This is a genomic window from Ruegeria sp. AB9 (assembly GCF_056542585.1).
The window spans coordinates 87,643-94,972 of the sequence record NZ_JBQGAA010000016.1 but is presented as its reverse complement, the minus strand read 5'-3'; the positions used below and the strand labels follow the sequence as shown (position 1 = coordinate 94,972).

At 55.9% G+C, this 7,330-nt stretch carries 8 protein-coding genes; all 8 read right to left on the bottom strand.

Annotation, left to right across the window (positions count from 1 at the left end; translation table 11 throughout):
• Positions 1–127: 127 nt before the first annotated feature.
• The gene (locus tag ACR0K5_RS21820; protein ID WP_480631655.1) at positions 128–1,252 is read right to left on the bottom strand and encodes an aromatic ring-hydroxylating oxygenase subunit alpha; all 1,125 of its coding nucleotides are present in this window, start codon (positions 1,250–1,252) and stop codon (positions 128–130) included.
• Positions 1,253–1,718: 466 nt separating this feature from the next.
• Positions 1,719–2,480, bottom strand: coding sequence for a Phenylacetic acid catabolic protein (locus ACR0K5_RS21815; protein ID WP_480631654.1), 762 nt, complete (start codon positions 2,478–2,480; stop codon positions 1,719–1,721).
• A 13-nt stretch (positions 2,481–2,493) separates the two neighbouring features.
• Complete coding sequence (locus ACR0K5_RS21810; protein WP_480631653.1) at positions 2,494–3,567, bottom strand: 2Fe-2S iron-sulfur cluster-binding protein; 1,074 nt, start codon at positions 3,565–3,567, stop codon at positions 2,494–2,496.
• A gap of 13 nt (positions 3,568–3,580) precedes the next feature.
• On the bottom strand, positions 3,581–4,039 hold the full coding sequence (gene paaD / locus ACR0K5_RS21805; protein ID WP_480631652.1) for a 1,2-phenylacetyl-CoA epoxidase subunit PaaD: 459 nt from the start codon (positions 4,037–4,039) through the stop codon (positions 3,581–3,583).
• Between the two features lie 6 nt (positions 4,040–4,045).
• Entirely contained in the window at positions 4,046–4,804 is a 759-nt protein-coding gene (paaC, locus tag ACR0K5_RS21800; RefSeq protein ID WP_480631651.1) for a 1,2-phenylacetyl-CoA epoxidase subunit PaaC, read from the bottom strand.
• Complete coding sequence (gene paaB / locus ACR0K5_RS21795) at positions 4,804–5,088, bottom strand: 1,2-phenylacetyl-CoA epoxidase subunit PaaB (RefSeq protein WP_050604311.1); 285 nt, start codon at positions 5,086–5,088, stop codon at positions 4,804–4,806. The genes paaC and paaB overlap by 1 nt, the downstream gene beginning before the upstream one ends.
• Positions 5,089–5,111: 23 nt before the next feature.
• Positions 5,112–6,089 (bottom strand): 1,2-phenylacetyl-CoA epoxidase subunit PaaA, encoded by a 978-nt coding sequence (paaA, locus tag ACR0K5_RS21790; protein ID WP_480631650.1) that lies wholly within the window; start codon positions 6,087–6,089, stop codon positions 5,112–5,114.
• 15 nt (positions 6,090–6,104) lie between these two features.
• Complete coding sequence (gene pcaF / locus ACR0K5_RS21785; protein WP_480631649.1) at positions 6,105–7,307, bottom strand: 3-oxoadipyl-CoA thiolase; 1,203 nt, start codon at positions 7,305–7,307, stop codon at positions 6,105–6,107.
• Between the last annotated feature and the right edge of the window lie 23 nt (positions 7,308–7,330).

Below are 7,330 nucleotides of genomic sequence, written 5' to 3'. Positions count from 1 at the left end.
GGTCAGCCAATAAAGGTCGCTCATGTCACCGCTCCGTTTTTCAAAACGTGAATCACGTGGCACAACGAAAATCAATGCATCCTGACCCTAAGACGAAGCTTGCTGGGAAGATTTCCAATTTTGTCGTTTAAACCTCAGCGGCTTCGGGAAACAGGTTCCGATAAAAGTCTTGGAACGCTATGATCGGATGCTCGGACATGGATGAACAGCCATCATCCACCAGAACCGGTCCGCTCTGAAAACCGCCGACCTCCAACCCGCGTTGTACCGCATCAACAATAGGCCCATCCTCCGCAAAGGTGGTTGTGCGATGCTGTACGATAATCTCTTGCTCAACCTCATTTGGTGCCTTCTGCGGCAACCACCAATCTACTTCGATTTTAGTTTCATTTACCGACAAAGGCCGCCAACGGTATGTGTTCACGATCCCGCCCGGATAGACCTGAAGCGCAAAGAGTGGCCAGAACCACCACGTCAGAAACTTGTCTGTTCGTGCTTTAGGATCCGCAACGTAGGAGTAGCTTTTCTGACTATCTGGCCGGGCCGGGCTTTCGTGGCGAATACCATAGGGTCGACGGCGCGTGCGATAGGCGTCAGGATCGACAACACCTGTGGTCAGCGTCTTGTGCACGACGGCACAATGGTAGCATTCGTTGAAGTTTTCAGCGACCACTTTCCAGTTGGCCTTGGCAAGCCGTTCCGTTCTAGCGGCATGTACATAGTTTGGAAGACTGGGCGCAAAATCGTTGATTTCCTGATGCGGAAGATCAGCCCATTCCGCAAAAGGCCTGGCGTTCGGATCCAGGTTCACAAGTATCAACCCATGAAACACTTCCAGCTGCGTTTCACGCAATTTGTAGTCCCTTACATCAAAGCCAGGAAATGCTCGTGCGTTGGGCGCGGCCCGCAGACGTCCCGTCGTGTCATAAGTCCAGGCATGATATGGACAGGTCAATTTCTTTACGCATCCCGAACCGGATGTCAGTTCATGGCCACGATGAATACAGGAGTTAAAAAAGCCACGTACAATGTCATCCTGACCGCGCATGACAAAAACGGATACACCTGAAACATCTGTAGTAAAGAACTCTCCTGCTTCGGGTATGTCGCTGACATGACCAACAAGCTGCCAACTGGACCGGAAGATGCTGTATACTTCCTTCGAATAGACGTCAGGGTTCGTGTAGAGATATGTGGGCAAGGTTTGGTATGTTCCGGCTGGGATACAATCCTGTGTAACGGTGTAGCTCATGTGGACCTCGCTAGAAGAATTCCTTTCATCTAGTGAGCCAATCAAAAAATGAGCGCGCATTTTCGCGACATTCGAATGACGGATTCATGCCGGGTGTTGGTCCTGGCGTTTCGCGAGCCTACGAACATCTCCTGATCGAAAAGATTAATAAGTTGTTTTTGTTATATATTAAGGGCCGCTTGAGAAATTGAGGGTGATTTCACCAAAGGCAGACCGAACAATCGCTCACGCAACATTGAAGCCCAGAGCCATCAATCTTGCATTGCGAGGCACTGTTGTGCTGGAACAAAAAGAAACGCGCACAAGCCTGATCAAAAAACCGAAATCGTGAGTGTCGGATGACCAGCGGGAATGCACCATCTCGTTACAAGCAAATAGCTCGAAACCCGAAAGATCTCATCCGATGTAGAAAAATCGCCGATTCCGGTACTGACGATCTGGCATCTGTGCCTTCCGCCAAATTAATCTAGGCTGGTGGCTTCAAGCCTAGCCCGTTCAGTACCGAGCCAGTTGCCTGTGTCCAGCGTTCCTGTAACGCATTATTGCCATTATGGCGCAAACCCAGAGACTGCAAAAACTCGAACCGCTTCGGGTCATCTCTCCCGAAAGACACTGCTACGCGAGGCCACCAGTAATCGACCGCGCGTTGCATGTTTTCAGCCTCTCCGTTTTCAGACAGCTTTACAGCGCCTTCCAAAGCCAGTTCGCCATGATGCGCTTCTGTGGGAGCGATCTGCCGGAACGCTTCGGCAAGCGGTTGGTATGAAACCGTCGAAAACTCGGCCAGCTGTTCGGCTACTGCGCGGCTCATCAACAGATTCATGATCACGGCGTCGGTCCAACCCGAGATCGGATAGTTGAACACCGCAAGACGCATGTCATGTTCACTGCGGGTCGCACCGATATCCGCATCACGATCCAACCGGGCAGTCCACGGGTGGTGCGTAGCATAGCGATCCGTGTCAGCGCCGAACTCGCCCATGATTTTTAGAACCCGGTCGGCATGGTCGGTCTTTTCCAGCACGATTTTGGCGGCTGCAATGCGTTCCTTTATGCCGGGGCCCTGGTTGATGATGTCGGCAAACCCGGCGGCGCCAGCCAGTTCGCTGTCCACAAACGTGGCCATCAGTTTCATCAGCTCGGCGCGATAGCGCGGCGGTACATTGGTCGGATTTGTCAGCACACCGCCTGCGGCCAGGTAGCTGTCGAGTGTCATGGCGTCGGTCATTGATCCTCTCCCTTTACTGGTCGTAGTCCACGACCACCCGGTCAGTCACCGGATAAGCCTGACAGCTCAGTACATAGCCTTTTTCGACCTCGTAATCCTCGAGCGCGTGATTGGCGAGCATCTCAACCTCGCCTTCCAGAACTCGGCAGCGGCAGGTTGAACAAACGCCAGCCTTGCAGGCGTAAGGCGCGTCCATTGCATTCTCCAATGCGGCATCCAGAAGGGACTGATCTTTTGGCAAAGTCACAGTCTGGGTGGATCCGTCCAGTGTGATCGAGGCACTGGTCTGGTTCGCCTGCGTACCCGCCTCTGCCGTGTTCGTCTTGCGCTTGGCCCGGCCTGGCTGGGCGCTGGCAAAGAGTTCAAACTTGATCTGGCTGTCCTCAAGCCCATGTTCACGCAACGCTGCGGCAATCCCCAGCATCATCGGTTCCGGTCCGCAGATAAAAGCCGTGTCAGCATTCTTGATATCGATCCAGTGCTTGAACAGATCGCCGCATTTTTCCTGCGTCACCAGACCTGTGAACAGGTCAATCTCCTGCGCGTCGGCCTCAAGTATGTGGATCACGTTCAGGCGGCCCATATAGAGGTTTTTCAGGTCCTCCAATTCTTCGCGGAACATGATCGTGTTGATGCCCTTGTTGGCATAGATCAACGTAAAGCGGGACTTGGGTTCGCGGGCCAGCGTTGTTTTCAGGATCGACAGGACAGGTGTGATCCCCGATCCGCCAGCGAAACCGAGGTATTGTTTTGCCGCATCCGCTTCGATTGGCGCGTGAAAGCTGCCCATCGGCGGCATTGCTTGCACGACGTCACCTACGTTGAGTTCCGCATTTGCCCAGCTTGAAAAAGCTCCGCCCTCGACACGTTTGATGCCAACCTGAAGAACACCGTCATCCTTTCCAGCGCAGATGGAGTAGGAACGGCGTAGTTCTTCGCCGTCAAAATCGCGCCGGAACGTAAGATATTGACCAGCGGTAAAATCGAACTGTTCCGCTGCGCCATTTATGGGCTCAAGCGTAACAACAACCGCATCGCGGATGGTTTTGTGGATGTCGGTGACTTTCAGGTCGTGAAAACGTGCCATCCGGTGCTCCTCCTCAGATGCACTTGAAATAGTCAAAGGGTTCCAGACAGTCCGTGCAGCGCCAATGCGCCTTGCACGGGGTCGAGCCGAACTGGCTGACCTTTTCGACTGCATTACTGCCGCAATTCGGGCAACGGTCTGGGCCACCTGCTGGCTGCGGCGGCGCAATTCCATAGTCTTCCAGCTTGGCGCGGCCTTTTTCGCTGAGCCAATCGGTAGTCCAGGCGGGTGAAATGCTGGTTTCTATGCGCAGATCCCCGATACCGTGATCGCGCAGGGCGGTTTCGATATCCATACTGATGACGGACGTCGCTGGACAGCCCGAGTACGTTGGCGTGACCGTAACGATCAGCGTTTCAGCGTCCCAACGCACATCGCGCACGATCCCTAGATCGACGACCGAGATCACCGGGATCTCGGGATCGGGCACGGCATCCAGCCAACTCCAGATGTGGTCAGTCGAGGCCTGCATCCGCTTTTACCACTTTGCTCCTGGATAAGCGCGTTGTAGCCATTGCATCTGCGTCAACAGGTGGCCCAGATGCTCGGTGTGCATACGCCCATCGCGACCGCCTTTATGGGCAAAGCGGCTTTCTAGAATAGTCAGCGTTGCCTGGGTCAGGATCCGCTCAACCAGAGCATCATATTCCTCTCGCAAGTCGGCTGGATTCGGCGTGATTCCTGCGGCGACCATTTGGGCGTCAGCCTCGTCACTGGTGAACATCTCGCCCACATAAGGCCACAGATAATCCAGAGCTTCCTGCATCCGGGCATGGCTTTCTTCGGTTCCGTCACCAAGTCCCACAATCGTATCGCCAGAGCGTTCGAGGTGATAGGTGACTTCCTTGCTGGCCTTGGCGGCGATTGCTGCAACCCGCTCGTCCGAGGATGTCATAAGGTGTCCCAGCATGATCGAATGCCAGGCATCGAACAGGAACTGGCGCATCAGCGTACGGCCGAAATCGCCGTTTGGTACCTCGACCAGCAACACGTTGCGGAAATCCCATGCGTCGCGCAGGAAAGCCAGATCGTCGGCGCTTTTGCCACCATCAACCTCGCCCGCAAGGCCCAGCCACATCTGGGTCTGACCAATCAGGTCCAACGCGGTGTTGGCCAGTGCGATGTCCTCTTCCAGCACCGGTGCATGTCCGCACCACTCGCTGACTCGATGGCCGAGGATCAGGGTGTTGTCCCCCATCCGCAGCAGGAATTGCAGGAATGCCTCATCCCGGGTCATCACATTGCCCCCACTTCATCGGGAATGTCGAAGAAGGTCGGATGACGGTACACTTTGCTTTCGCTGGGTTCATACAGCGGACCCTTGTCGCTGGGCGACGAGGCCGAGATATTGTTGGCTTCAACCACCCAGATCGAGACGCCTTCGTTGCGACGTGTGTAAACGTCACGTGCGTTCTTGATTGCCATTTCCGCGTCCGGGGCGTGCAGCGAGCCGACATGTCGGTGGCTCATCCCATGTTGGCCACGGATGAAGATTTCCCACAGGGGCCATTCGGTATTCATCGGGTATCCTCCTCAGGGTAAGCTTATTCAGCAGCCAGATTGCTGGCCTGTTTCTTGCGAGCGTGGGCCAACAGCCCGTCGCGGACCCATTTGCCGTCGTCCCACGCCTTGTTGCGCGCGGCCAGACGATCGACATTGCATGGGCCGTTGCCCTTGATCACGTCAAAGAATTCGGACCAATCGGGCTCCGAGAAATCGTAATGCCCACGCTCTTCGTTCCATTTCAGGTCCGGGTCAGGGATTGTCAGCCCCAGATATTCCGCCTGTGGCACGGTTTGATCGACGAATTTCTGGCGCAGCTCGTCATTAGTGTTGATCTTGATCTTCCACGCCATCGACTGCGCGGAGTGCACCGAGTCTTTATCGGACGGGCCAAACATCATCAGCGAAGGATACCAAAAGCGGTTCATTGCATCTTGCGCCATCTTGCGCTGCTCAGGCGTGCCTTCGGCCAACTTGCGGATCGCATCATAGCCTTGACGCTGGTGAAAGCTCTCTTCCTTACAGATGCGGATCATGGCACGGGAATACGGCCCGTAGGACGTTCTTTGCAGCGGCACCTGGTTCATGATCGCCGCCCCGTCGACCAACCACCCGACCGCGCCGATATCGGCCCAGTTCAAGGTCGGGTAATTGAAGATCGACGAGTATTTCATGCGGCCATCCAGCAGCATCTCGGTAATCTCGTCACGGCTGACCCCCAGTGTTTCAGCTGCACAGTACAGGTAGAGCCCATGCCCGGCCTCATCCTGCACCTTGGCCAAAAGGATCGCTTTTCGCTCCAGTGTGGGTGCACGGGTTATCCAATTGCCTTCAGGCAATTGCCCTACAATCTCAGAATGTGCATGTTGGCCGATCTGCCGGATCAGAGTCTTGCGATAACCCTGAGGCATCCAGTCCTTTGGCTCAACCTTAATATCGGCGTCGATCCGTGCCTGGAATTCTGCCAGCTTTTCCGGATCGTCGTTTGACGCCTCAGATTTTACCATTTGAGCATACATGTCCCGTCTCCTCCGTTACACGCGTTCAAGAATAAGAGCCGCGCCCTGCCCGACACCAACGCACATCGTGCAGAGCGCATAGCGCCCTTCGGTACGTTTCAATTGATAGGCTGCGGTCAGCACCAGACGTGCGCCGCTCATGCCCAATGGATGACCCAAAGCAATCGCGCCGCCATTGGGGTTCACGTGGGGCGCGTCGTCGGGAAGGCCAAGCTCGCGCAAGGTGGCAAGGCCCTGAGACGCAAACGCCTCGTTCAGTTCAATCACGTCCATTTGATCGAGGCTCAACCCCGTCCGGGCCAAAACCTTACGGCTGGCTGGCACCGGGCCGATGCCCATAACACGCGGCGCAACCCCTGCAACCGACATACCCACCACACGTGCCATCGGGGTCAGGCTGTTCTTGGCAATAGCAGCTTCACTCGCCATCAGGATCGCTGCTGCGCCATCATTCACACCCGACGCATTCCCTGCCGTCACGGTTTTTTCGGCGCCGTTCACACCTTTTAGGCCCGAGAGCTTTTCTGCCGTTGTTCCCGGACGCGGGTGTTCATCCGTATCAACGACAATCGGGGCGCCTTTTCGCTGCGGAACCGAAACCGGGGTGATTTCGTCCTTGAACACTCCTGCCGCGTGCGCGGTGGCCCAGCGGGCCTGACTGCGCGCGGCAAAGGCATCCTGATCTTCCCTGCTGACCCCATAGTCTTCGGCGACATTATCAGCGGTTTGCGGCATGGAATCCACGCCGTAATCCTGCTTCATCTTCGGGTTCACAAAACGCCAACCGATCGTGGTGTCGTACACCGCATTGCTGCGAGTAAACGCTGAAGTTGCTTTGGGCATCACGAACGGCGCGCGGGACATGCTCTCTACGCCGCCCGCGATGGCCAGATCATAATCGCCCGCCTTGATGCCGCGCGCCGCCATTCCGACCGCGTCCATGCCACTGGCGCACAAGCGATTTACTGTTGTTCCCGGCACTTCAATCGGCAAACCGGCCAGCAGTGCTGCCATGCGCGCAACGTTCCGGTTGCTCTCGCCCGCCTGATTGGCATCGCCATAGATCACATCGTCAACACTGGCCCAGTCGACCTGTGGGTTACGCGCCTTCAAGGCCGCCAGCGGAAGAGCAGCCAGATCATCTGTGCGGATCGAAGACAGCGCACCGCCATACCGTCCAATCGGAGTGCGCGTCGCGTCACAAATGAAAGCGTCCATCTTTGAGTTCTCCTGTTCCGTCG